Origin of the sequence: Wolbachia endosymbiont of Drosophila bicornuta, from assembly GCF_028982105.1 — a bacterium.
In the GTDB taxonomy this organism is placed as follows: domain Bacteria; phylum Pseudomonadota; class Alphaproteobacteria; order Rickettsiales; family Anaplasmataceae; genus Wolbachia; species Wolbachia pipientis.
This window is the reverse complement of record NZ_JAPQLF010000020.1, coordinates 1-849: the sequence shown is the minus strand read 5'-3', so window position 1 is coordinate 849 and position 849 is coordinate 1. Positions and strand designations below refer to the sequence as shown.

Sequence of the window (849 nt, the reverse complement as noted above, 5' to 3'; positions counted from 1 at the left end):
TTTTTTATCTTTAATCCATCATAGCTAGCGATGCAACAAAGCCATCCCAGTGTCAAGCACTGGGATGACAAGAAAGGGAGCACTGGAATGACATCGTTTACTATGTACCATATTGCAATATTCGTACAACTGTGGGAAACATCTATGGATGCCATTCCTATTACCTTATTTCCATTTTTATTTCATTTTCAAAGGAGGCTATTATGTCACTTACCGATATCGCTCACCGTATCAATGAACTCTCTTCATCATGGGAGCAATTTAAATTAATAAATGATCGCAAACTAAAAGAAATTGAAAGCAAAGGGCGTGCTGATTCTGCAACAATTGAGCAGCTATGCAAGGTAAATAATGCCATTGATAGTTGCAAAGAGCGTTTAGACTTGATCGAAACTGCAGCTCAACGCCCAGAAGTAAATACAGATTTTAGCACAAGCGATAAATATTTTTCTGATTATATCCGCAAGGGAATGGAAAGCGGTTTATCACACAAAACCCTCAGTGGAGATGACAGTGATATCGTGGGGTATCTAGTTACTCCGCATATTGTAAAACGCATAAACAAGCGCGTAACTGATTCGTCCACAATGCGACAAATATGCTCCAGTCAAAGAATCTCTACTGAAACATTGGATTACATTATAGAAGATTTTGACCGCGCCGGTGCAGGTTGGAGCAGTGAAACAGTAGATGATGAGGACGGTGGCAATAAGTCTAAGTATGATTTTGCAAAAGATACGGACACGCCCAAAATCCAAAAGATTTCCGTCACAACTTACGAGTTATAGCACTTCTCGCAATAGTCCGAATAGGATAAGATATGTGCTTATGGCTATGGTAGAGCAGTAG

At 39.7% G+C, this 849-nt stretch carries 1 pseudogene; it reads left to right on the top strand.

Going from position 1 to position 849, the window contains the following annotated elements:
* Nucleotides 1–203 precede the first annotated feature (203 nt).
* Nucleotides 204–785, top strand: a pseudogene (locus OZD68_RS00130) (phage major capsid protein); the annotation flags it as partial.
* Between the last annotated feature and the right edge of the window lie 64 nt (nt 786–849).